Raw genomic sequence first — 24,444 nt, forward strand, 5'->3', positions numbered from 1 at the left:
ATGGATCACGCTACCGTACTGAAAAACCTTGGCTTTACCGACGCAGAGCTGACCGGCGGCACGCTGCGGGTGACCTCGCCGATTGATGCCGCCGAAGTTGCGCAATTGGTTGAAACGCCGGCCGCTGACATGGCCGCGATCATCGCCAAATCACAAGATGCGTTCAAGGCATGGCGCAAGGTTCCCGCCCCACGCCGTGGCGAACTGGTGCGGTTGCTGGGCGAAGAGCTGCGCGATGCAAAAGACGCGCTTGGGGCGCTTGTCACGCTGGAGGCGGGCAAAATCACGTCCGAAGGTCTGGGCGAAGTGCAGGAGATGATTGATATCTGTGACTTTGCCGTGGGTCAGTCGCGCCAGCTTTATGGTTTGACGATTGCCTCGGAGCGGCCCGGTCACAAGATGACGGAAACCTGGCATCCGATGGGGCCGGTGGGCGTTATTTCTGCGTTCAACTTTCCCGTTGCTGTGTGGTGCTGGAACACGGCACTGGCGCTGGTGTGTGGCGATCCGGTGATCTGGAAACCGTCGGAAAAAACTCCGCTGACGGCGTTGGCCTGTGCGAAAATCTTTGAACGTGCGGTTGCGCGGTTTGGCGATGATGCGCCGCGCGATTTGGTGCAGGTGGTGATCGGTGGTGCCGATGTCGGGGCGGCGCTGGTCGAGTCGCGGGATGTGCCCGTTTTGTCGGCCACTGGGTCAACACGCATGGGGGCCATTGTCGGTCCAAAGGTTGCGGCCCGCTGGGGGCGTTCGATCCTTGAGCTGGGCGGAAACAACGCGATGATCGTTGCACCATCCGCCGATCTGGACATGGCTGTGCGCGGCATCGTCTTTTCCGCAGTCGGGACCGCGGGGCAGCGGTGCACCACATTGCGGCGTTTGATTGTGCATAAATCCATCAAGGCCGATTTGGTTGAAAAGCTGAAATCTGCCTATGCAAGCCTTCCGGTCGGTGACCCGCGCGGCAACGGCACCCTGATCGGCCCCTTGGTGGATCAAGGTGCGCTTGCAGCGATGCAATCCGCCCTGCAAGCCGCAAAAGCCGAAGGCGGCATCGTACATGGCGGCGAGGCCGTGACCGACGGGGTGCCGGCAGGCGCCTATGTGGCCCCGGCGCTGGTTGAAATGCCGGGCCAGACGGACACCGTAAAGACCGAAACTTTCGTGCCAATTCTGTATGTTATGGAATATGACACGCTGGACGAAGCGATCCACATCCAGAACGACGTTCCACAGGGGCTGTCGTCCTGCATCTTCACTTTGAACCTGCGCGAGGCGGAAACCTTCCTGTCGGCGGTTGGGTCTGACTGTGGCATTGCAAACGTCAACATCGGACCATCCGGTGCGGAAATCGGCGGTGCATTCGGCGGTGAAAAAGAAACCGGGGGCGGCCGCGAAAGTGGCTCTGACGCATGGAAGGGTTACATGCGCCGCCAAACATCAACCGTAAACTATTCCGCCGCGCTGCCCCTGGCGCAGGGCGTGTCTTTCGACATCTGAAGGAAGGTGAACCGATGAAAAGCTTTTGCACCACGGACGAGATCAGATCCCTGTTTTCACAGGCAATGTCGGACATGTATCGCACAGAGGTGCCCCAGTATGGCACGCTGATTGATCTGGTCCGTGATGTAAACGCAGAGACGCTCGCAGCTGATCCCGCGCTTCATGCACGGCTTGCGGCTGCGGGCGAGCTGGATCGTCTGGATTGCGAACGTCACGGCGCCATCCGCCTTGGCACAGCTGAGGAGCTGAGCCTTGTGCGCCGCATGTTTGCGGTGATGGGGATGTTGCCGGTGGGCTATTACGATCTGTCGGTGGCGGGTATCCCGGTGCATTCCACCGCGTTTCGGCCTGTTGAGGATGCGGCGCTCAAGAAAAACCCGTTTCGCGTTTTCACATCGCTGCTGCGGCTTGATCTGGTCGAAGATCGTGACCTGGCGGCCAAAGCCGAACATATTCTGTCGTTGCGCGAAATCGTGACCGCAGATGCCAGGGCGCTGATTGAGCTGGCGGAAACCCAAGGCGGGTTGACCGAAGGCCAAGCGCATAAATTTGTCCGAGAGGCGCTGGAAACGTTCCGCTGGCATTCCGAGGCCACGGTCTGCACCAAGACTTATGGCGCCCTGGTCGCGGCGCACCGTTTGATTGCGGATGTTGTCAGCTTCAAGGGCCCGCATATCAACCATCTGACGCCACGCACGCTGGACATTGATGCGGTGCAGGCGCAAATGCCCGCCCGTGGCATCACCCCCAAAGCGGTGATCGAAGGCCCGCCACGGCGCAAGGCCGATATCCTTTTGCGCCAGACCTCCTTCAAGGCGCTTGAGGAAGAGGTGTTATTTCAAGGGCATACCGGCAGCCACACCGCACGGTTTGGCGAAATCGAGCAACGCGGCGTCGCGCTGACACCCGCGGGTCGTGCCCTGTATGATCGCACATTGACCGCAGTGCGAGCCGAGGCAAGCCGAGATCCGTCAAGCAATTATGAGACGGTGCTGGGCGCTGCTTTTGAAACCTTCCCGGATGATCTGGACAGCCTGCGGCGCAAGGATCTTGCGTTCTTTCAGTACCGGGTCACAGGCCCGGCAAATTACAAGGCCGAAACCGTCGATGATCTGATTGCTGCGGGGGCCATGGCGGCCGATCCCCAAGTGTATGAGGATTTTCTGCCGGTGTCTGCGGCTGGCATCTTTCAGTCCAACCTTGGGGCCGATGATCAATCGAATTATAGCGCGAATGCAAATCAGGCCGCGTTTGAAGAGGCCCTGGGGGCGACGGTGATCGACGAAATGGCGCTTTATGCCGAGATCGAGGAGACAAGCCGGATGGCGGCGCTCTCCGCACTTGGGCAAGACCATCTGATCAAGAAAAGACTGGTGGCATAGTGCCAGACGGGGGAGAGTTCGAGAGCGCATTCGCGCGGTTTGTCACGGCGCTGAATGCCCTGGGTTTTACCGGTGACATGGCCCGCGACATCGCGACCCGCAGCGTGTTTTCAACCGATAATTCGGTCTATGAACTCCCCCCGTTGGCGGTTGTTTTTCCGCGCGACCCGGATGATTTGAACCGGATCGCCACAGCCGCGTCACAGACTGGCGTGACGGTGACGGCGCGCGGGGGCGGGACGGGCACCAACGGGCAATCCCTGACCGATGGGGTGTGCGTGGATTGCAGCCGGTATCTTGCCCAGATTGAAGATATTGATCCGAAGGAAGGCTATGCGGTTGTACAGCCCGGTGTGATCCTTGATCAGCTGAACCGTGCGGCGGGCGCGTTTGGGATGTTCTTTGCGCCCACGGTGTCGACGGCATCGCGTGCCACACTGGGCGGCATGGCCGCGACGGATGCGTCGGGCAAGGGGTCGCGTGTCTATGGGCGCACGTCGGATCATGTTCTGGAAATGGATGTGGTGCTGGCGGATGGCAGCAATCTGAACACGGCCGATGCCGGGGATATTGGCGCAGATGTCCAGGCGTTGTTGCGCCCTGAAGAAGACGAAATCGCACGTGTCTTTCCGGTGATGAATCGCGGTCTGAGCGGCTATAACCTGCAAGAAACCTTGCGGTCAGACAGCCTCGTCAAATTGCTGTGCGGTTCCGAAGGCACGCTTGCCCTGACCAAGCGGCTGAAGCTGCGTTTGCTGCCCAAACCCAAGGCCCGCGCTTTGGCGGTGTTTGCCTATGGCGACATGATGGTGGCCCTGCGGGATGTGCAACGTCTGGTTCAGGCAGAGCCTGTGGCGATTGAATTCATCGACGACAAAATCCTGTCACTTGCCAAGCAAGACCCGGTCTGGGGCAGTCTTTCCAATGTGCTGGGCGATGTTGGCCGACCCGTGCAGGGTTTGAACTTTGTCGAGGTGATCGGCGCCACCAAGGCAGAGGTCGACGCCGGTTTGGCGCGTCTTGAACAGCTGGGCCGCGCCCCCGCCGAGCTGATCAATTTCCAAGTGGTGACCGCCCCGTCGGTGATTGCCGAACTTTGGCAGTTAAGGTCGAAATGCGTCGGGCTTTTGGGCCGGATGGACCCAACCCGCCAAGGCACGCCGTTTGTCGAGGACGCGGCGGTGCCCGCCGAACGGCTTGCTGATTTTGTGACCGATTTTCGGGCGATCCTGGACAAGGAGGGCCTGCAATATGGCATGTTTGGCCATGCCGATGTTGGCTGTGTGCACGTCCGGCCCGCATTGGATATGCGGCGGCCCGAAGATGCGGCCATGATCCGGCGAGTCTCTGATCAGGTGAATGCGCTGGCATTGTCGCATGGGGGATTGATCTGGGGCGAACACGGCAAGGGGTTTCGCGGTGAATACGGGCGCGAGGTTTTTGGCCCGCGGCTCTATGCGGTGATGTGTCGGATCAAGGCGACCTTTGATCCAGAAGGTCTGTTCAACCCCGGCAAGATCGCGATGCCGGACAGTGATCAGCCGCTGACGCCGCTGGACAAAGTTCCGTTTCGCGGGCCGCTGGATGCGCAGGTTTCCTCGGAGTTGAGCCGCAGTTTCGAACTTGCCATCAAATGCAACGGCAATGGCCAATGCATGGGGCAAGATTTCGACGACGCCATGTGCCCGTCGTACAAGGCGACCGGCGACCGGACCCGCAGCCCCAAGGGGCGTGCCGCGATGTTGCGCGCATGGTCGCGGATGCAATCGCGAAACACGCCGGATGCGGATTTGACCGCGCTGGAGACCGCGTTGCATGACAGCCTGTCGGATTGTCTGGGCTGCAAGGCCTGTGCGTCGCAATGTCCGGTGAAGGTCGATGTCCCGAAAATGCGCAGCCGATTTTATGCCGGATATTATGCGCGCCATCGCAGGCCGCTAACGCACCGGTTGCTTGCGCTTTTGGAACCGATGGGGGCGGTCATGCGTGCCATGCCGCTGTTGTCAAACCTCGCGATGCGGGGGGCGTCACCGGTGTTGCGCCGGGTTGGTTTGGTTGATCTGCCGCCCGTCCGGCCGATGCGCAGACCCGCCACGGTGTCTGGCAAGCTGGTTTTGGTCGCAGACAGTTTTCTGGCCACTTTTGACGGGGATGTTCTGGATGCCGCCGCCGAGGTCCTTGTGCGGCTTGGGCATGATGTCACTGTGTCAAAGCCTGTGGCGACAGGAAAGCCCGCCCATGTGATCGGGGCCTTGGGCTCGTTTGAAAAAACCGCTGCGCGGAGCTTGCGCGACCTGTCCTGTCTGGCCGACAGCGGGGCGCAATTGATCGCGATCGAACCTTCGTTTCTGTCCATGTTTTCAAATGAATATGTCGAATTGGGGTTGGATGTTCCGCCGGTCAGATCACTTGATCAGTTCCTGGAGGAAAGGATGCGCAAAGACATCGCCACTGCGCAGAATGCGGCGCTGACCTTGTTCACCCATTGCAGCGAAACCGCCGCTGACCCCAAGGTCGGGGCGCGTTGGGCGGGCATTTTTCAACGCTTTGGGGTGCACCTTGAAATCATGCAGACGGGGTGCTGCGGTATGGCGGGCACATTCGGGCACGAAGCCACAAAAGTGGATATGTCAAAGACGCTGTTTGATCTGTCATGGAAAGACAAGGTGGCCGCCGCCGAAGGACGTGTTCTGGCCACCGGGTTTTCCTGTCGCTGTCAGGTGAAACGTTTTGCCGGAAAACGCGCAGCCCATCCAATCGAGGCGCTGCGCGACATCCTTCGATCAGGCGGTTGAGCCGCTGGCGGCCATCATTAATTTGGCCGCATCCAGCAGATGGAAAACCGGGCGTCCCGTGGCCGCACGGATCGCAGCGGCATAGGGCGGCAAGTTTCCGCATTCCAGCAAGATTGCCCCGACATCCGGTGCATTCTGGACAAGGGATTTCGCCTGCGCCACAACGGCCTGTTCCATTTGGTCGCGATCAAATTCAACCGCTTGCCGGGCGCGGGTCGCCAAAAAGACGCCGGTGAAAACCGGATCGTTTTCCATGCCTTGAATGACCACGTCATCCGGGCTGATCTGCGCGGCCCTGAGCGCCGTTGCCCCAAGCGCAGACCGCGACGCCGTCAGGATACCCACAGGCCCCGAGGTCATTGCGCGCACGCTTGGCAGCATGGAAAGCGCGGACAACATCACCGGTACTTTCACCTGCGCCGCGATGTGCGATTGCGCCGTGATCAGGAAGCCGCAGGTCGATACAATTGCTTGCGCGCCGTTGTCCTGAAGCGTGCGTGCGGCGGTTTCAAAGTTGCGCAGAATGGCCTCGTCCGGCAGGCCGTCCTTGACGATTTTTGTCGCGTCGGCCCCATCGACAACCTTGACCGAAGCCGCAAATGGATAGCTGTCGGGGTTGCCGACATCCCCCAGGATGCGCGGAAACTGCGTGTCCAGCGACAAGATGCCAAGATGTGGTTGGGTCATATTCTTGATGCCCTCAGCAGGGTGCATGGATCAATGCGCGGCATTTCTGGCCGCAGGGTTCAGGGTGATTGTTTCGGCGGCAAAGCTCAAGCCGGGAATGCAGTCAGATTGCTGGTCTCTTTCGTCAAAGTGACGGTATGAAAGAAAAATCCGACAGTAACGGGCTTGGCACGGCGGCACCTTCTGCGCCACGCTTGCAGTACAAAAAGAACAGCCAAACCGTCAGGGGACCAATCATGAAAACAATTCTATCATACACCGCGCTTGCGTCGATTTCGTTGGCAGGGGGGGCGGCGCAAGCTGAAACCTGGGATTTGGCGCTCGCCTATTCCGCGACCAACTATCATTCCGAAATCGCGGCAGCATTCGCAGCCGAGGTCACCGAAAAGACGGAGCTTGATGTCGTCGCCCATCCCGGTGGTTCCTTGTTTGGTGGTTCCGAAATCTATGGTGCCGTGCGCCGTGGGCTTGCCCCCATGGGGGAACGTTTGATTTCCGCACTGGCCAATGAGAATCCGGTGTTTGGGGTCGATTCCGTTCCATTTCTGGCGACGGGTTTTGACGGCGCAGCCAAACTGTACGAGGCATCGAAACCTGCCTTGAAGGCCGCGCTGGAAGAAGACGGGCTTGTGTTCCTGTATTCCTGTCCATGGCCACCACAGGGGTTTTATTCGGTTGTGGAGGCCACGGATCTTGACGCGATCAGCGGTTTGAAATTCCGGGCCTACAATGCCACGACGTCCCGCATGGCAGAAGGTTTGGGCATGGTGCCCACCACAATCGAAGCCGCCGAGCTGAGCCAGGCGTTTGCAACCGGCGTTGCGCAATCCATGATCTCGTCCGGGTCTACGGGATATGATCGCAAGCTGTGGGAACATGTCGGGTTTTACTACGACGTGCAGGCCTGGTTGCCGCGCAACATGGTCTTTGCCAATGGCCGGTCCTGGGACGGTCTAGACGAGGCGACGCAAACCGCCATTCACGCGGCCGCCGCGACAGCAGAAACCGCATGCTGGACCAAGGCAGAGGAACTTTCTGTCTGGTATGTTGAACAATTTGTCGAAAACGGCATGCAGGTCAGCACACTTGGGGGCGAGGTTCTGGATGGGTTCCTGTCCGTTGGCGCCGATCTGCGCGCCGATTGGGAAGAACGTGCCGGTGATGTAGGCGCCGCTATCATCGCGGCCTTCGAAGCCGAGTAACGCGCAACGGGCCTGCGCGCCCGAAAGACCCCGGAGGCTGGCACGGGTAAACCTGTGCCGGCTTCTTCAACCGGTTTCCCAGAAAGAGATTACTATGTGGCATTCTGTTTCATCAGCCCTGAACAGGCTTTATGTCATTGCCGGGTTTTGTTCCGGCCTGCTGCTTGTCGGGCTGTGCAGCATGATACTTTACAGCATCGCCGGGCGGTTGTTCGGCCTGTACCTTGGTGGTGTGAATGATCTTGCGGGTTACGTGATGGCCACCAGCACATTCCTTGCCCTGTCTTACACATTTCGTACAAACGGCCACATTCGGGTGGCGCTGCTTCTCAACCGGGCGACCGGGCCGATGCGCCGGGCGTTGGAAACCCTGTGTCTGGGCATCATGGCCGCGGTGATTTGTTACTTTGCATTCTACATGTGTCGTCTTGTCTGGTTCAGTTACGATTTCCATGAACGCAGCGAAGGCGCGGATGCCATTTTGCTGTGGATTCCGCAGACACCCGTCGCAATCGGGGCGGTGCTGTTTGCAATCTCTGTCGTTCATTTGTTGGTCGAAACCCTGGTCGACTACGACCGCGTCAATCCTGAAACCAGCGACTCTGAAGGAGTGAACGAAGTATGACCGAGTCCCTCGCAATCCTGATTTTTGTCGGCTCTCTTTTTTCACTGCTTGCCTTGGGCGTGTGGGTTGGGGCCGCTCTTTTGACCACGGCCGCCATTGGCCTGGCGCTTTTCACATCGCGACCGATTGGCGATTCCATGGCGCTGACAATCTGGGGCGAGCAGTCGTCCTGGACGTTGACCGCCCTTCCGTTGTTCATCTGGATGGGTGAAATATTATTTCGAACGAAATTGTCGGAAACGCTGTTTCGTGGTCTTGCGCCGTTCATGCGCAAGCTGCCCGGTGGGCTGTTGCACGTCAATATTGGCGCATCCGCCATCTTTGCCGCAATTTCGGGGTCATCCGCCGCGACGGTGGCAACGGTTGGCAAAATGTCGATCCCGGAGCTGCGGCGCCGCAAATATCCCGAACATATGATCATCGGCACGTTGTCGGGTGCGGGCACATTGGGTTTGTTGATCCCGCCGTCGATTGCAATGATCGTGTTCGGGGTCACGGTAAACGAAAGCATCTCGAAGCTGTTCATGGCGGCGATGATCCCCGGCCTGGTGCTGGCGCTTTGTTTCATGGTGTATGTCATCGCTTGGTCCCTGCTGAACAAAGGCACATTCAATCCGATTGCGGATGTCGATACATCGGGCATGGGGCGGCGTTTGCTGGATCTGTTGCCGGTGTTGTGCCTGATCATGGCGGTGATCGGGTCAATCTATACCGGCATTGCCACCGCAACCGAGGCATCGGCCCTGGGTGTGTTCGGGGCAATTGTCTTGTCCGCGGTGCAGCGCACCCTGTCGATCGAGACCCTGAAAGAAAGCATCATGGGATCGGTCCGGACGACCGCCATGATCATGATGATCCTGATGGGGGCGGGGTTTCTGTCGCTTGCCATGGGGTTCACCGGCATTCCACGTGCCCTGGCCGAGGGGATCGAGACATGGGATCTCTCGCCGGTCATGTTGATCGTCATTCTGACGCTGTTTTACATCGTCCTTGGTTGTTTTCTTGATGGGCTCAGTTCGATTGTTCTGACCATGGCGGTCATCGAACCCATGGTGCGTGCGGCGGGTTTTGATATGCTCTGGTTTGGCGTCTACGTCATGATCGTTGTCGAAATGGCGCAAATCACGCCGCCCATCGGGTTCAACCTGTTCGTGCTGCAAGGCATGACGGGGCGCGACATGGGCTTTATCGGGCGCGCGTCATTCCCGATGTTTCTTGTCATGGCGGCCTTCATCGTCTTGTTGTTCCTGTTTCCGGCCATGGCGACATGGCTGCCCGAAGCCCTTAGCAAATAGGAGCGCGCGACATGCCTGATACGATTATCGTTCTTGTCGACATTGCCCATTCGGACTCTGCCGCGGCGCTATTGGCAAAGGCCAGGGCCCGATACGATGGGGCGGATTTGCATGTGGCTTATGTCATGCCTTACGGGTTCTACAGTTATGTCGAACCCTATGTGTCCAAGGAAAGTCAGGACAACGCGGCAGAGCGTGCACATGCGGAGCTTGGAAAACTGATGGCTCAATCCGGTCTGGATGGTGCCCGCCGCCATGTCCTGCGTGGGGGGATCGGCGATCAGATTCTGGAACTTGCCAAGGTGACGGATGCATCGGTTCTTGTGCTGAATGCGGTGCGATCCGGCAGCCACCTCAGCACGCTTGGAACCCATGCCGCGCAAATCGTGCGCCACGCCCCATGTGATGTCCACGTTATGCGGAATTGATGGGGGTGCGGCGGCGCAGCGATTGAACCGCTTTTGATATCAGGCCGCATTGGGTCGCATAATGCAACATGCGGCCCAGACATCTGCCCGGCGGTTGAAAGGTGGTTGCGGGCAAGTCTGGCGCGCGCGCGATCCCGATGCCAAATGCCGCCATCTGAGGTTAGCGCGGCGGACCGCTATGAACGCAAATGCACAGCCCGCCCAAATCGTCGGACATGTCGAAAGACAGGTGCAGCTCCATCGCCACGCAAAGTTCGGAAACAATCGACAGGCCCAGCCCATGCCCGCGATCGGCATGAAAATCGGCCCGGCCACGGGTGTAGCGTTTGGTCAGCCGTTCAATGTCAGACGCAGAAAGCCCGGGGCCATTGTCCGCGATTGTCACCGCAAATCCGTCGACGGTTGCCGCACATGTCACCAGCACCTTGCCCGGACGGTCGCAGTATCTGACGGCATTGCCAACAAGGTTCTGAAAAATGATCTGCAACGACGTTTCCGGCAATGCCACCATCGCCGGTGCATCGGCGATCAACTCGACCTCGGTGTCCTGTTGCAGGGCCGTGGGGGCGTGTTCGATCAGCACCTCTTTCAGGACCTGTCGTAAATCAACCGGCTGGTTGACCTCATCGGCCTGCGACTCGGCAAAGGCAAGGTCCAGCAATTGCCCCACCTGCCGGGCAGAGCGCCGCGCAGATGTGCGTATCTTGTCCAGCTGACCTTTCACATTGTCCGAAACCTCCTGAACTGGCACCGCATCGACCTGGGCGATTATGCCCGCCAGAGGGGTGCGCAATTCATGCGCCGCATTTGACACGAATTCCCGTTCGCGGACCAAGGCGCTGTGAAGTTCCCGCAAAAAGGCATTTGTCGCGTCCGAGATCGGCCTGAGCTCGCTGGGAAGATCCAGATCTATTGGATCAAGCCGGGTGGCATGTCGTTGTGACACCGCATTGGCCAACCGGTGTATCGGGCGCATTCCGACGGTGATGGCCCGCCGGATCAGCCACAGCATAAAGCCCATGACCAGCAGAAAGAGGACCACAGTATAGCCAACGATTTCCAGCGAGGCAAAGTAGGTTTCCTCTTTCAGCACCCCCACCGCGACCACCGCCCCGGTTTCATGGTCTTGCTGGCGTTCCATCAGATATGTGCGACCCTCGATAACCAGCGTGTCACCGGCCAGTGCAGAAATGTCCGGGGCGATGTCGGTCCAGGAGGCATAGGTCACGCGGCCGCCATCATGGATGAACAGAACATATTCGCGGTCCTGCGCAATGGCCAAAGACAGGTCGCGGGGCATATCGGCAAGGGTGCTTGGGTCGGCATCCTTGGCCAGCGTCAACAACAGCTCTGCCGCGTGGCGTGACTGGCTTTGCAGCTCGCTGCGAAACTCCTGCGAGACCAGCAGGAACACCACCAGACAAAGCGAAATGCTACAGGATGCGGTGGCGATGATCACCCGCAGAAAGACGGTTTGCTGAATGCTGTTCATCAATCGTCACGCGCCATGAGATATCCAACCCCGCGTATGGTCTTGATATAATCAGAGCCGATTTCGCGGCGGATCTGGGACACGAAAACCTCGATTGTGTTGCTTTCCACCTCTCCGTTCCAGCCGTACAATTGGGATTCGATCATGGATTTTGTCAAAACGCGGCCCCGGTTTTCGATGAAATACTGCAGCAATTGGAACACCTTGGGTTTGAGCCGAAGCGGTCGATCCCCGATCCTGCCGCTGTTGGCCGCGATGTCCAGCGTCAGATCCCGGTGCCGTAGAAAGCTTGGGGTCCAGCCGCCGCGCCGACGTGCAAGAGCGCGACACCGGGCCATCAATTCGTCCATGTCAAAGGGTTTGGTCAGGTAATCATCCGCCCCAAGGTTCAACGCCTCGACACGGGCGGTGACGGCATATCGCGCGGTAAAGACAAGCACCGGCACGGCGCTGCCAGTGCGGCGCAGGGCGCGCAGGAAATCCAACCCGTCCGCGCCGGGCAGGCCCAGATCCAACACGATCACATCGAAATCGGCATCCGCGTCGCTGGGGGACAGATCTTCGCAGCTGACAAGGTGGTCAAGCTGCACGCCATCCCGGCGAAACCGGATGCCGACAGCATCTGCAATGACTTCGTCATCCTCAATAATCAAAACGCGCATCTGTGTTCCTTTGTCGGATGCCCTCTCAGCGGGTCAAGCTTAACGCAAGCTGAACACCTTTTTTACGCGGCTCAGCCTGGGTTCAGATTCCTGCCCGATAGGGCGGCATCTGAAACGCGGAGCAGCGAACATGACCTTATCAAGACTTCCTCAGTCAACGGCGATTTTGAGGGCTGGGCTCTTTCTTTTGGCGGTTGGGGCGCAAACGATGCAGGCCCGGGCGCAGGAAAGCCATGACTATGGACCGGGCGACACAAAGTTTTCCTTTTCCCTGGGCCTCGGCGCCAGCCAACAGGCCGATTACGAAGGTTCCGACGATTACGAGACCAGCGCCGTGCCGCTTGTGCACCTTGGCTGGAACGATCGGATCACATTTTCAACGCTGGAGGGGCCGACGCTTACGGTCAAGGCGTTTGAATCACACGGCTGGCGCGCCGATGTTGGCCTTGGCTATGATTTTGGCCGGGCGGAAGACGACAACAAGGCCCTGAAGGGGCTGGGCGATGTCGACTCGACCGCCACCTTTCTGGCCAAACTGGAATACGGCGTCGCGCTTGCCACGGGTGATGTCAGCTTTGGGTTGGACGTGGAACGTGATCTGGGTGGCGACAGAGAGGGCACCAGGATCGGTGTCGGGGCGGCCTATGGTGTCGGGTTTGCGGGCGAACGCGGCAAGGTGGAATTCGGCATTCACGCCAATTGGGCCGATGACAATTACATGTCGACGATGTTCGGCATCTCGTCCACGCAATCCGCCAATGCGGATCTTGTCATGGCGCAGCACGATGCAAGCGCGGGATGGAAAGATGTCGGGGTGTCGCTGTCCGGCAGCTATGGTCTGACGAAGAACTGGGCGCTTGTCGGAGAGGCCGCTTACAGCAAATTGTTGGGCGATGCGGCGGACAGCCCGCTGGTCGCGGACTATGGTGCGGAAGGCCAGACCTCCCTCGGGATGGGGGTGTTGTATACATGGTAATTGCAAGGAAACATCCGCGGTTCCCGATGGTTGGCCCGGCACGTGGTCTGTTGTCCGGGGCAATCGCCATTGCGGGCCTGTATCTGTTGCTGGATGCCAAACCCGTTGTCGACGTTCTGTTCTCTTTTGGAGACGAGCCGGTGGAATACTATGATCCGCACGGGTTTCCGTTGGGTTTGGACCGGGTTGTGTCCCTGTCCGAATGGCGGGCGCTGCCCTTGCCCGCCGGGGTGCTTCAGCCCTCGGGGCTGGGCGTGTTCGGCGACGAGGTGTTGATCTCCACCGATATGTCCAGCGTTCACCTTGGCCGGGTCACCCCAGAGGCGTCAAACGTGCAGGAGCAGGATACCACCTGGCTGCGCGGTGGGCCGCTTGCGCTGCGGCAAGGCTATCTTGAAGCGGCGAGTTTCGGCAGAAGCGCGGATGAGCTTTTTGTTGTCGGCGGCAATGATCAGCTTTTCAGGCTGTTCCGAACAGATGATGCGATCACGCTGAACGCCCGGTGGCGGCTTGAGCCGCAAAAGGGTGCGACGGCGGTGCCCGAAGTGGCCGGTCTTGCCTATCGGGGGGGGACCGACACGTTGTTCGCGGCCTTTTCGCCCAATGACGGGCAGGGGGTGGCAATTTCCGAATATGCCACCGATGGCAAGTACCTGCGCCGTCTGAACCTGCACAGCCCGGTCCACGATGCCGCGGTCCTTGGCCTGTTGCTGAACGAGGCCAACGTGGCCGGGATGACGGTGGTCGGGGACCAGTTGGTCGTTCTGTCGGACCGCAGCAGCGTGCTGTTGTGGTTTGACATCGACACCGGGCGCCTGACCCGCGTTTGGGGGCTTGAGGGTCTGCCAACGCTGTCGGGCATCGCGCATGGCGATGGAAAGCTCTTTCTGGCGCAGGACCACGAATATTATCAGGAAACCCCGCCTTTGCGGGTTCTTGAATTGGCGGCGCACCACGACTGACCCGGGCCCCTGGGCATTGCGATGCCTGCGGCCCATGAATTCCAATCTTCTCAGGAGACATCACATGTCAAAACACACACTTCTTATGTTCAGTATCGCGCTTTCAGTCCTTACCTCGGGGGCGACCGGTCTGGTGGCCCAACAGATGGACAGCAGCAAATTTCGCGCCATGGCGGATCTGGACTGGTATCATCCTGTCGAACCGGACAATTGGGTGTATCTTGGCGGTGACGCGGACGAGATCGCAGCGGTTCTGACCCGGATCGAAAAGGCCCAAGGCCCCCGCACCAACCCCGATCAGCCGGACACTCTTCGCGATTTCGGGCCGGGCAACTGGATCTATGAATTCAGCGCCGCCGGCGACCAGGCCATGGCAGAGGGGCGGTTTCAGGCGGCCATGACATATTATCATACCGCGTCGGCCCCCCATACCAACCAGCCCGGCATGGCCGATGCGTTGGAAAAGGCGCGCACCGCCTATGCCAAGGCGATGGACGGCATTGCCATTTACGAGGAAATCGAACTGGAACGCGACGGGCGCAAATTTACCGCGCATCTGCATCTGCCAAAGGGCACAGGCCCGTTTCCGGTTTTGGTTTTCTCCAACGGGTCTGACATGTCCAGCGTGTTGGCGATGACCTATTTCACCGAGCACCTCATGCCCAAGGGGATCGCCTATCTGACCATTGACCTGCCCGGTCTGGGCCGGTCAGATGCCTTTGACATGGCGGATGGTCAGTCGGAGAAGCTTCACCTGACGGCGATTGACTGGGCCAAAAACGATCCAAGGCTGCAAAGCAACAACATCTTTGCGCAGGGCGTCAGTTTCGGCGGCCATTCCGCCGCGCGGCTGTGGGCGCTGCACCCGGAGCTTGACCTGGCCGGGGTGATTTATACCTGCGGTCCGCTGCATGCGCCGTTTCTGGCACCCGCCGAGGCCTATGCCCAGCTTCCGGCCTACACCATGGATGGGTTGAAAACCCGGATCGGCCTGCCGCTCGACACCTCATGGGAGGTGTTTGCAGAAAAGGTCAGAGCCTTTGCAATCGGACAGTCCGGCGCATTCGAAAGCGACCCGATTTCGACACCGCTGTTCGCGGTGACAACCCATGATGATCCGGTGGCCCCGCTGAATGAGATGCGCAGGCTTGCAGATCGCGGCACGGATGTGGAAACGCTGGTGTTTCACGAAGAAGGCCACTGCCCGGAACACAAATACCGAGAGCCGGTCATAGCGGCCTGGATCGCAGGCAAAATCCGTCACTAGCCGGCACGCAAACCTCTGTATCGGGCCGCTCTGCGCGTGCCCGATGCAAAGGGCGGGGTATGTTTAGCCTTTGTTATCTGGCCCACCTTCGGAGTGTTTTACTCTCTGGTAAATCCGGGGCGGTTCAGGTCGTCACCTCTTTGGGACAACAGCGCAATGAAACGATTTCAAAAGGTTTGAGCGGCACAACAACCGAGCGATCGACCACCTCCAGCTGCACGATCTCCTGCTCAGGCAAATCACAGACAAGGACATCCGAAACACCTTGTGGAAATGTCACGATGACGGGGCCACGGCAGCGGCCGGCCTCGTAGATCGTGCGGCCAAGCGTCGGCACAGGCTGGGGCCCCAGTCCCGGAACCCCCAATCTGACGGAGGTGACAATCGACGTGGCGACGCGCGTGAGCGGACCGGCCTAAGGCCCCGGGGCACAGGCGCGATCCGTTACGGGGGGCTGGACCCTTGGGGCGACTGGGGCAGAGCGCCGCTCTGGAGCACCCTGTCCGCCAACACCGCCGCCGAAGTGCGGTTGTCGACGCCCATCTTGTGGAACACCTGTTCAAGGTGCTTGTTCACGGTCCGCGCGCTGACCGACAGGATATCGGCGATGTCGCGGTTCGTCTTGCCATGGGACAGCCAGAGCAGCACCTCGGCCTCGCGTGCCGTCAGCCCAAAGCCCGAGGCAAGCCGCTGGTTTTCGGACTGGCCGCCACCCGACCGCAGGCGGATCATCAACTCGCCCTCGGCAAAGCCGATCAGCGCAAGCGTCATTTCCCCCAGCATCAATGGTCGGGCCTGAGAGACCGGCAGTCTGGCGACCTCGGCCAGCCAGCTTTGCAGACGGTCGCTGGCGCGGCCCGACGGGAACTCGCCGCCGATTTCGTCAAGCGCGCCTGCGGTTCCCCAGGACAGGTGGCCGTCGGGCAGGACGGCGATCACCATCTGTCCGGCATAGTCCAGCGCCGTGCGCGCCGATTGGATGGCGCGGGCGTTCATCACATGCCGGGTGATCCGGGCGATCAATTCGTCGACAACCACCGGTTTGGTCACGTAATCCACGCCCCCGGCATTCAGCCCGGCAAGGATATGTTCGGCCTCTGTCAGCCCGGTCATGAAGATCACCGGCGCAGTCTCGGAAATCGGTGGCGCTTTGAGCCGTCGACAGGTTTCGAACCCATCCATGCCGGGCATGATCGCGTCGAGCAGGATCACGTCGGGGCGCACCCGTTGGGTCAGGCGCAGCCCTTCTTCGCCTGAACGCGCCACCAGCACGGTCATGCCGCCGCCCTCAAGCGCGTCACTCACCAACCCCAGAGTTTCCGGCGCATCGTCGATCACCAAAACAATGTAACGCCCGCTGTCGGCTATGGCTGTCATCTCTCGATCTCCTTCAGCACCCGCGCCACAGCGGTGAGGTCGTATTGCGCCAGATGTCCGTCCAGCTGCCGCCGTAATCTGCCATCCAGTGCGCCAGCCTGGTCAAGCGCGTCAAGCTCGCGCAGCACGCCGGCCGCATGGCCGATGTCCGCCAGTTCAATCAACCGCCGCACCGCTTCGCGCGGCAAGGCAGAGGTCGCGGGTTCCGGTTCCGGCGGCGCATCGAACGTCAGATCGACTTTGAGCAGCTGTGACAGCCGCGAAATCAGATCGTTCTGCGAATAGGGTTTGACGACAAATGCATCATAGAGCCGCTCGCGGTCCACCGGTTGGCGTGCCTCCAGCGCGTGACCGGTGACCATGACAATCGGCGTGGCGCGATATTTCGGCCGCGCGCGCAGCGCCTCGGCCAGTTCCCAGCCGGTCATCCCCGGCATGTCGATATCCAGCAGGAAAAGATCCGGGGTGAACTCATCCACAAAGCTGAGCGCGGTTTCGGCGTCGGCAAAGGGTTGCAGCAGAAAGCCCAGCGGCCGCAGCACCGTTTCCAGAAGCCGCAGATGATCGGCGTCGTCATCGACGGCCATGATGGTTTTGCGGGCGCCTTCGTATCCGGTGGCAGAGGTCGCCTCGGTCCGGCCCCAGCCACCGCTGTGCGACGGCACGCCCTGCACCGATGGCAGCATCAGGCGCACGGTAAAGGTGGTGCCGCGTCCCGGTTCACTGTCTACCGTGATTTCACCGCCAAGGATCTCGACCAACAGGCGGGTGATGGTCAGCCCCAGCCCGGAACCGCCGGCGGATTTCTGGGCCAGCCGTTCGAACGGTTTCCAGATCCGGTCGATCTGTTGCGGGTCGATGCCGATGCCGGTGTCACTGATTTCAAAGCGGGCAATTTCGTTGCGATAAGACACCGACAGGCTGACGGAACCGCCGGGGGTGTAGCTGATGGCATTCGACAAAAGGTTGATCAGGATCTGGCGCAGCCGCTTTTCGTCAAAATCGACCCAATCGGGCAGCTTGCCTTCGGTGGTGATGCCGAAATCAAGCCCCTTTTCGCGGGCCTGCCGTTCAAAGATCGCCGAGACCTGCCCCAGCAGGGCGGGAAGGTCGATGCGGTCCCGGTGAATTTCCAACCGGCCGGCCTCGATCTTGGAAATATCCAGCAGGTTTTCAATCAACCCGGCCAGATGTTCCGATCCGCGCCGGATCGCCTGCACCGCGCTGCGGTTTTTGCGCGGCAGGCTTTCGTCGCGTTCAAGCACCTGCGCATAGCCGTAGATCGCGTTCAATGGCGTTCGCAATTCATGGCTGATGCCGGCCATGTAGCGGGTTTTGGCAAGGTTGGCGGCCTCTGCCTTTTCCTTGGCGGCCTGAAGTGCGGCGTCGGTGCGTTCGTGGGCCCGCACCTCGCGCAAGAGCCGCTGGGTCTGGATGTCCGCCTCGTCGCGGGCCTTGTGGTGGCTTTCGGCGGTCAACAGGAAGGTCCAGACAATGACCCCGATCACCACGAGGACAGAACAGAAGATCACCGCCAAAACCGCGTCGAGCGTGCCGTTCTGTGCGCTGGCCCGGATCAGCAGCAGCAAAACCGCAAAGACCGAGACCGGCACCGAGGTTGCGGCCAGAAAAAGCGCCACCCGCGTTGCCAACACGCGGTAAATCCGGTCCGGCAGATGCTGTTTCATCGCCTGGGTGAACATCTGGCCGATGCGCGCCTGCGGCTTGCAGGCATCGCGACAAGAGGCATCGAGCGTGCAGCAAAGCGAACAGATCGGGCCGGCGTAGAACGGGCAATCGGTGATGTCTTCGGCGTCAAACCGGAACTCGCAGACACAGCATTCGGTTGTCTGGCCCGCAACGCGGCTCGGATTTTGGCCTGCATTCTGGCCTGTATGTTGGGGCTTCTGCGGGGCCAGCTCGGGCGCGGGACGGGCGATGTAATAGCGGCCGCCGGTCCACCACGCGATCAGCGGCGCCATCAGCATGGCCATGCCCAATGCGATCAGCGCCGAAAAGCTTTCGGCCAGCGCCCCGAACACCCCGGTGTAGGCCATCAGCGACAGCACCACCGCGGCCCCCATCGCGCCGGTGCCGACCGGGTTGATGTCATAGAGATGCGCGCGGCGAAATTCGATCCCGCGCGGGCTTAGACCCAGGGGCTTGTTGATCACCAGATCGGCGGTCAATGCGCCAATCCAGGCAAGCGCGACATGGGAATAGAGCCCGAGGATCGACTCGATGGCGTGGAACACGCCCAGTTCCATCAACATCAGCGCAATCGCCACGTTGAAGACCAGCCAGACCACCCGACCGGGGTGCGAATGGGTCAGCCGGGAAAAGAAGTTCGACCATGCGATCGACCCGGCATAGGCGTTGGTCACGTTGATCTTGAGCTGGGACAAGATCACGAAAGCCCCGGTCAGCACCAGCGCCAACAAGGCCGAGGGCATCACCGCCTCATAGGCCGCGTAATACATCCGTGTCGGATCGGTGGCCTGCCGCAGCGGGACCGAGGCATTGACCGCCAGGGTCACAAGGAAGGAGCCGGCCAGCATCTTGGCCACGCCCAGAACCGTCCAGCCCGGCCCCGCCGCCAGCATCGCCGCCCACCAGCGCCGCCGCTCGCGTGCATTGCGCGGTTCGGGCAGGAACCGCAGAATATCCACCTGTTCGCCGATCTGGGCAATCAACGACAACACAACCCCCATTGCGGCGCCGACCATCATCATTGTCGGGCCTTCCGCCCCGCGCACCCCGGTATAGCTGGTCCAGCTGGTCAGCTCGGCCCCGGACAAAGCCAGAAGCGCAAACGGCAGGATATGCAGCCCGATCCACAGCGGCTGGGTCCAGGCCTGGAAGGCTGAAATCTTGGAAAAGCCGTTCACCACCAACGGGATGACCACCAATCCAGACAGAAGATAGCCCAAGGCCACCGGCACGCCGAAACAGAATTCCAGCGCAAAGGCGAGGATCGCGGCCTCCAGCGCGAAAAAGATGAAGGTAAAGCTGGCATAGATCAACGAGGTGATCGTCGAGCCAATATAGCCAAAACCCGCCCCGCGCGTCAGCAGATCAATGTCGACGCCGTAGCGGGCGGCATAATAGCTGATCGGGCCGCCCGTCAGAAACAGGATCAACCCCGCCAGCATGATGGCAAGGATCGCCGCGTCAAAGCCATAGGTCAGGGTGATCGCACCGCCGATGGTTTCCAGCGCAAGGAATGAGATCGACCCAAGCGCAGTATTCGCAACCCGGCCAAAGCCCCAACGCCGCGCGCGCCGCGCGGTAAAGCGCAGGGCGAAATCTTCCATCGTTTCGTTGGCGACCCAACGGTTGTAACTTCTGCGTCCGCCAGTTGCGTGAAATGCCACGACCACACTTTTCCTGTCTTGTACCACCCCTGTCGGAGCGATTGATTTTCACCCGCTGCGGGGCCTGTCCAATGATGGTCGGGAAAAACGCGCACTCCTATACGTCAATCGACGTATACCGCACTGCAGCATTTGCTGTCAGCCTCGGGTCAACACCATTGACCATTACTTCGATCGACAGATCAAAAAGGAGGCACCTATGACAAAATCCGACAATTCACAAGGAACCAAGGGGCTCAGCCGACGCGCTGTGCTGGCCGGGGGCGCGGCGCTGACCGCGACGCTTTTTGCGCCCAAGACATTGCGCGCTGCGGATTTTCCGACCGCAGCCGTCAACACCACCGGGCTGGCCGTCACCGATGACACCGTGACCATCGGCATTCTGCATTCGGTCACCGGCACAATGGCGATTTCGGAAACCGGGTCGGTTCAGGCCGAAAAACTGGCGATCGAACAGATCAATGCCCAGGGCGGTATCCTTGGCCGCAAGATCGAATATGTCCAGGAAGACGGCGGTTCGGATTGGCCGACGTTTGCCGAAAAGGCCAAGAAACTGCTGGTGCAGGACAAGGTCGCCTCGGTCATGGGGTGCTGGACTTCGGCCAGCCGCAAGGCGGTTCTGCCGGTGTTCGAGCAGTATAACGGCATGCTCTATTATCCGACCTTCTACGAGGGCCTCGAGCAGAGCCCGAATGTCATTTACACCGGCCAGGAGGCGACACAACAGATTATTGCCGGTCTCGACTGGGTCAATAAAACCAAGGGCGCCAAAAGCTTCTATTTGCTTGGCTCTGACTACATCTGGCCGCGCACATCGAACAAGATCGCGCGCAAGCACATCGAAAACTACATGGACGGCTGCAAGGTCGTGGGCGAAGATTACTACCCGCTCGGCCATACACAGTTTAACTCTGTGATCAACAAGATCCGTCTGAAGAAGCCGGATGTGATCTATGCCATCGTCGTGGGCGGGTCCAACGTCGCATTCTACAAGCAGCTCAAGGCTGCGGGCATCGACATGACCAAGGAAGATCCGATCCTGCTGACCATTTCGGTCACCGAGGACGAGATCCGCGGAATTGGCGGCGAAAACATCGACGGCGCCTATGCCTGCATGAAATACTTCCAATCGCTGGAAAACGACAACAACGCCGAATTCGTGGCCGCCTTCAAGGAAATGTGGGGCGAGGACATGGTGATCGGCGATGTGACACAGGCCGCCTATCTTGGCCCATGGCTGTGGAAAGCAGCGGTTGAAAAGGCCGGTTCGTTCGATGTCGACAAGGTGCGCGAAGCGTCGCCCGGGATCGAATTGCCAACCGCGCCCGAAGGCTATGTCGAGGTCCATGAAAATCATCACCTCTGGTCCAAGACCCGTGTCGGCCTGGCCAAATCCGATGGCCAATATGAAGTGGTGTATGAGACCGCCGATCTGGTCGAACCCGATCCCTTCCCCGAGGGCTATCAATAAGCCCCGACGTCGCAGGGGAATGCCAGTTCCCCTGCACTTGACCCTGCGCCGCACCGGCGCGGGGCAGCCTCTTGCCACATATTCCTTCCTGCCACATTCGAAAAGGTGAGCCATGTTCTCCGAATACACGACCAGCGAGCTCGGTGCGATTTTCGCCATGCAGGGCTTTGCCGGTCTCATCCTCTTTTCGGTCTTCGTCCTGATGGCGCTGGGCCTTGCGATCATCTTTGGCCAAATGGGCGTCATCAACATGGCGCATGGCGAATTCATGATCCTTGGGGCCTATGTCACCTATTTGGTGTCCAACCTTTTTGGCGATCATATGCCCGCGCTGTTTTCGGGCTATTTCTTTGTGGCGATGATCCTCGCCTTCATGGCGGCGGGGGCGTTGGGGATGTTTGTCGAATGGGCCATGATCCGACATCTTTACAAGCGCCCGCTTGATACCTTGCTCGCGACCTGGGGTCTGAGCCTGATCCTGCAACAGATTTACCGGTCGGTTTTCGGCGCACGCGAGGTGGGCGTCACCATTCCCGATTGGATGATGGGGTCGATGCCGCTGACCGATATGATCGAAGTGCCGATCAACGGCATTTTCGTGATGATCCTTGCGGTGGGCATTTCAACCGGCGTTTACATCATGATGTACCGCTCGCGTTGGGGCCAGCAGGTGCGCGCGATCAACAACAACCGGCAGATGGCCGATGCCGTGGGCATCAACACCGCGCTGACCGACCGGATGACATTTGGCATTGGCTGCGGCGTGGCCGGGGTTGCTGGCAGCGCCTTTACCATGATCGGATCAACCGGACCGACAGCGGGCCAGCAATATATCGTCGACACGTTTCTTGTGGTGGTCTTCGGCGGCGCCGGCAGCCTTCTGGGCACCATCGCGTCGGCCTTTTCGATCAGCCAGGCACAATCGATCATGGAGTTCTTCCTCTCTGGCTCGATGGCCAAGGTACTTACCCTGCTGACCGTGGTTGGCATCCTGATGCTGCGCCCACAGGGGCTCTTTTCCCTCAAGCTGCGCAAGTGACCCGGAGGATAGACAGATGAAAACCCACACCCACGCCTTCCTTTCCCCTCGCGACATGATCGGTTTTGCCTTGCTCGCGGCGGTGGTCTTTGTGGTCTTCCCGATGCTGCTGGAGCCATTTCGGCTCAACCTTTTCGGCAAATACCTGACCTATGCCTTTGTCGCGGTGGGCCTTGTCCTCTGCTGGGGTGTCGGCGGCATCCTGTCGCTGGGTCAGGGCGTCTTTTTCGGCCTTGGCGGCTATTGCATGGCGATGTTCCTCAAGCTTGAGGCCTCAAGCCCCGAAAATACCGCCATTCAATCCACCCCCGGCATCCCGGATTTCATGGATTGGAACCAGCTGACCGCCCTGCCGTGGTGGTGGGAACCATTCAACTCTTTTACCTTCACCATCTTTGCGGTGATCGCGGTGCCGGTGCTGTTTTCCTATATCATTGCCGTGGCGATGTTTCGCCGCCGCGTCGGCGGGGTCTACTTTGCCATCATCACCCAGGCCATCGCCGCAATCCTGACCATCCTGATCATCGGCCAGCAGGGGTTTACCGGCGGCGTCAACGGCATCACCGATCTGCGCACCTTGCATGGCTGGGACATCCGCACAGACGAGGCCAAGACCGCGCTGTATTTCGTCAACGGTGCGTTGCTGTTTGTCGTGCTGTTTGCGGCGCAATTCGTGCGCAAATCCAAACTTGGCCGTCTGTTGATTGCCATGCGCGATCAGGAGGACCGGGTGCGGTTTTCCGGCTATGACGTCGCCAACTTCAAGATCTTTGTCTTCTGCCTTGGCGCGGCATTTGCGGCCATCGGCGGCGCGATGTTCACCCTTCAGGTTGGTTTCATGTCGCCCTCTTTTGTCGGCATCGTGCCGTCGATCGAAATGGTGATCTTTGCGGCGGTTGGCGGCCGGTTGTCACTGCTTGGCGCGGTCTGGGGCACGCTTTTGGTGAATTGGGCCAAGACATCCTTCTCGGAAAGCTTTCCCGAACTTTGGCTGCTGGGTCTTGGCGCGCTCTTTATCACGGTGGTCATGGCCTTTCCCAACGGTCTGGCCGGTGTCTGGGCCGAACAGATCGAGCCGCGTCTTCTGAAACTCACCCGGCGCGGCACCAAGCCGATGCCCAATGCCACCCCGGCGGAGTGATCTCTGATGCTTGATATGACCAACCCGAAATATGTGCTGATGGTCGAAGGGCTTACCGTGTCCTTCGACGGGTTCAAGGCGGTCAATGACCTGTCGTTCTATGTCGAACCCAATGAATGCCGCGTGATCATCGGCCCCAATGGCGCGGGCAAGACCACGGTGCTTGACCTGATCTGCGGCCGGACCAAGGCGACCTCGGGCAATGTTGCCTTCAAGGGCGCGGACCTTTTGAAAATGCGCGAGGATCAGATCGTGCATGCCGGGGTCGGGCGCAAGTTTCAGACACCTTCGGTTTATGAGGATCTGTCGGTTTTTGCCAATCTTGAGCTGAGCTTTCCCAAGGGCCATGGCGTTTTTGGCGCGCTGTTTTTCAAACGTGATGACGAGGTCAAGACGCGGATCGAAGAGATCGCCGAGATGATCTTTCTCAGCGACCATCTGACCCAAAAGGCGGCCTTTCTCAGCCACGGCCAGAAACAATGGCTGGAAATCGGGATGCTGCTGATTCAAGACCCAGAGCTTTTGATGCTGGACGAGCCGGTGGCCGGCATGTCGGTGGCCGAGCGCAAGAAAACCGCAGAGCTGCTCAACCGGATCATCGCGGATCGCTCGGTCATCGTGATCGAGCATGACATGGGGTTTGTCGCCGATATCGCCACCCGCGTCACCGTTTTGCACCAGGGCAAGGTGCTGTCCGAAGGTTCGATGGATCACGTCCAGAACGACCCCAAGGTCGTCGAAGTCTATTTGGGTCACTGAGAGGTCA

The 24,444-nt window shown here is 59.8% G+C and carries 20 protein-coding genes; 14 read left to right on the top strand and 6 right to left on the bottom strand.

What is annotated here, in order from left to right; all coding sequences use genetic code 11:
- From Q4577_RS04300 to Q4577_RS04310, 3 genes are read left to right on the top strand one after another with little or no spacing between them, the layout of a single operon-like run.
- Positions 1-1,500, top strand: a complete 1,500-nt coding sequence (locus tag Q4577_RS04300; protein WP_303468513.1) for an aldehyde dehydrogenase family protein — start codon at positions 1-3, stop codon at positions 1,498-1,500.
- Between the two features lie 14 nt (positions 1,501-1,514).
- A complete protein-coding gene (locus Q4577_RS04305) occupies positions 1,515-2,885 on the top strand; it encodes a VOC family protein (protein WP_303468512.1) in 1,371 nt (456 codons plus the stop codon).
- A complete protein-coding gene (locus Q4577_RS04310; RefSeq protein WP_303468511.1) occupies positions 2,885-5,680 on the top strand; it encodes an FAD-binding and (Fe-S)-binding domain-containing protein in 2,796 nt (931 codons plus the stop codon). Before Q4577_RS04305 ends, Q4577_RS04310 begins: the two co-directional genes overlap by 1 nt.
- Here the strand turns inward: Q4577_RS04310 and Q4577_RS04315 are convergent.
- A complete protein-coding gene (locus Q4577_RS04315) occupies positions 5,669-6,367 on the bottom strand; it encodes an aspartate/glutamate racemase family protein (protein ID WP_303468510.1) in 699 nt (232 codons plus the stop codon). The genes Q4577_RS04310 and Q4577_RS04315 overlap by 12 nt on opposite strands.
- Positions 6,368-6,603: 236 nt before the next feature.
- Here Q4577_RS04315 and Q4577_RS04320 point away from each other — a divergent pair, with 236 nt between their 5' ends.
- From Q4577_RS04320 to Q4577_RS04335, 4 genes are all read left to right on the top strand, one after another.
- Positions 6,604-7,569 carry a TRAP transporter substrate-binding protein gene (locus Q4577_RS04320; RefSeq protein WP_303468509.1) on the top strand — a complete coding sequence of 322 codons (966 nt, stop codon included), beginning with the start codon at positions 6,604-6,606 and terminating at the stop codon, positions 7,567-7,569.
- Between the two features lie 94 nt (positions 7,570-7,663).
- Positions 7,664-8,194: a TRAP transporter small permease gene (locus Q4577_RS04325; protein WP_303468508.1), complete on the top strand. Its 531-nt coding sequence runs from the start codon at positions 7,664-7,666 to the stop codon at positions 8,192-8,194.
- Entirely contained in the window at positions 8,191-9,489 is a 1,299-nt protein-coding gene (locus Q4577_RS04330; RefSeq protein ID WP_303468507.1) for a TRAP transporter large permease, read from the top strand. The genes Q4577_RS04325 and Q4577_RS04330 overlap by 4 nt, the downstream gene beginning before the upstream one ends.
- An 11-nt stretch (positions 9,490-9,500) precedes the next feature.
- Complete coding sequence (locus tag Q4577_RS04335) at positions 9,501-9,917, top strand: universal stress protein (protein WP_303468506.1); 417 nt, start codon at positions 9,501-9,503, stop codon at positions 9,915-9,917.
- Between the two features lie 160 nt (positions 9,918-10,077).
- Here Q4577_RS04335 and Q4577_RS04340 read toward each other — a convergent pair whose 3' ends face one another.
- A complete protein-coding gene (locus Q4577_RS04340) occupies positions 10,078-11,409 on the bottom strand; it encodes a HAMP domain-containing sensor histidine kinase (protein ID WP_303468505.1) in 1,332 nt (443 codons plus the stop codon).
- On the bottom strand, positions 11,409-12,071 hold the full coding sequence (locus Q4577_RS04345; RefSeq protein ID WP_303468504.1) for a response regulator transcription factor: 663 nt from the start codon (positions 12,069-12,071) through the stop codon (positions 11,409-11,411). Before Q4577_RS04345 ends, Q4577_RS04340 begins: the two co-directional genes overlap by 1 nt.
- Positions 12,072-12,279: 208 nt before the next feature.
- Between Q4577_RS04345 and Q4577_RS04350 the strand changes: the two genes are divergently transcribed.
- The 3 genes from Q4577_RS04350 to Q4577_RS04360 all read left to right on the top strand — a co-directional run bounded on the left by Q4577_RS04350 (position 12,280) and on the right by Q4577_RS04360 (position 15,276).
- Positions 12,280-13,047 carry a MipA/OmpV family protein gene (locus tag Q4577_RS04350; protein ID WP_303468503.1) on the top strand — a complete coding sequence of 256 codons (768 nt, stop codon included), beginning with the start codon at positions 12,280-12,282 and terminating at the stop codon, positions 13,045-13,047.
- On the top strand, positions 13,041-14,009 hold the full coding sequence (locus Q4577_RS04355; RefSeq protein ID WP_303468502.1) for a hypothetical protein: 969 nt from the start codon (positions 13,041-13,043) through the stop codon (positions 14,007-14,009). The genes Q4577_RS04350 and Q4577_RS04355 overlap by 7 nt, the downstream gene beginning before the upstream one ends.
- 64 nt (positions 14,010-14,073) lie before the next feature.
- On the top strand, positions 14,074-15,276 hold the full coding sequence (locus Q4577_RS04360; RefSeq protein WP_303468501.1) for an alpha/beta fold hydrolase: 1,203 nt from the start codon (positions 14,074-14,076) through the stop codon (positions 15,274-15,276).
- A 124-nt stretch (positions 15,277-15,400) separates the two neighbouring features.
- On the opposite strand, the gene Q4577_RS04365 is transcribed toward Q4577_RS04360, so the two are convergent.
- The 3 genes from Q4577_RS04365 to Q4577_RS04375 form a co-directional block, all read right to left on the bottom strand.
- Positions 15,401-15,613 carry a glycosyl hydrolase-related protein gene (locus Q4577_RS04365; protein ID WP_303468500.1) on the bottom strand — a complete coding sequence of 71 codons (213 nt, stop codon included), beginning with the start codon at positions 15,611-15,613 and terminating at the stop codon, positions 15,401-15,403.
- A gap of 107 nt (positions 15,614-15,720) precedes the next feature.
- Positions 15,721-16,653: a DNA-binding response regulator gene (locus Q4577_RS04370; RefSeq protein ID WP_303468499.1), complete on the bottom strand. Its 933-nt coding sequence runs from the start codon at positions 16,651-16,653 to the stop codon at positions 15,721-15,723.
- Positions 16,650-20,027 carry an ATP-binding protein gene (locus Q4577_RS04375; protein ID WP_303468498.1) on the bottom strand — a complete coding sequence of 1,126 codons (3,378 nt, stop codon included), beginning with the start codon at positions 20,025-20,027 and terminating at the stop codon, positions 16,650-16,652. Before Q4577_RS04375 ends, Q4577_RS04370 begins: the two co-directional genes overlap by 4 nt.
- Positions 20,028-20,226: 199 nt before the next feature.
- Here Q4577_RS04375 and urtA point away from each other — a divergent pair, with 199 nt between their 5' ends.
- The 4 genes from urtA (at position 20,227) to urtD (ending at position 24,437) form a co-directional block, all read left to right on the top strand.
- Positions 20,227-21,498, top strand: a complete 1,272-nt coding sequence (gene urtA, locus Q4577_RS04380) for an urea ABC transporter substrate-binding protein (RefSeq protein ID WP_303468497.1) — start codon at positions 20,227-20,229, stop codon at positions 21,496-21,498.
- 112 nt (positions 21,499-21,610) lie between these two features.
- A complete protein-coding gene (urtB, locus tag Q4577_RS04385; RefSeq protein ID WP_303468496.1) occupies positions 21,611-22,537 on the top strand; it encodes an urea ABC transporter permease subunit UrtB in 927 nt (308 codons plus the stop codon).
- A gap of 16 nt (positions 22,538-22,553) precedes the next feature.
- Positions 22,554-23,678, top strand: coding sequence for an urea ABC transporter permease subunit UrtC (urtC, locus tag Q4577_RS04390; RefSeq protein WP_303468495.1), 1,125 nt, complete (start codon positions 22,554-22,556; stop codon positions 23,676-23,678).
- Between the two features lie 6 nt (positions 23,679-23,684).
- The gene (gene urtD, locus Q4577_RS04395; RefSeq protein WP_336623643.1) at positions 23,685-24,437 is read left to right on the top strand and encodes an urea ABC transporter ATP-binding protein UrtD; all 753 of its coding nucleotides are present in this window, start codon (positions 23,685-23,687) and stop codon (positions 24,435-24,437) included.
- Positions 24,438-24,444: the final 7 nt, after the last annotated feature.

The organism is Marinovum sp. 2_MG-2023, assembly GCF_030548265.1.
Lineage (GTDB): Bacteria > Pseudomonadota > Alphaproteobacteria > Rhodobacterales > Rhodobacteraceae > Marinovum.